Raw genomic sequence first — 356 nt, forward strand, 5'->3', positions numbered from 1 at the left:
AATTACCTTTGCGACGGGCACGCTTATCTTTTTCTACAGCGCCTACTCGGCTGTCTTTCTCCCGTACCTGACCAAGGACTTGAGACTGACGGCCACCGCGATTGGCACCGTCATGGGCATCGCGGCCCTAGGATCCGCCGTCGGCGCGTTGCTCGCCCGTCTGGCTGCGCGGGCACTGGGACTCGGCCGAGTGCTGGTTGCGGCTCTCTGCACCAGCGCCGTCGGCGCGGCGCTCGCACCCATGTGTCCGGCGCCGGGTTGGCTGGCAATCGGGTTATCGCAGTTCCTGTTGTGGACCGGTCAACAGATGTACAACGTCCATCAGGTGCCCATCCGCTTCATGCTAGCACCACCTG

1 pseudogene is annotated in these 356 nt (G+C 63.5%); it reads left to right on the forward strand.

Annotated elements, in window-relative coordinates:
• Positions 1 to 356, forward strand: a pseudogene (locus ACLFKU_RS44410) (MFS transporter); the annotation flags it as partial.

The sequence above is a fragment of the Paraburkholderia sp. EG304 genome, assembly GCF_046543485.1.
GTDB classification, from domain to species: Bacteria; Pseudomonadota; Gammaproteobacteria; order Burkholderiales; family Burkholderiaceae; genus Paraburkholderia; species Paraburkholderia youngii.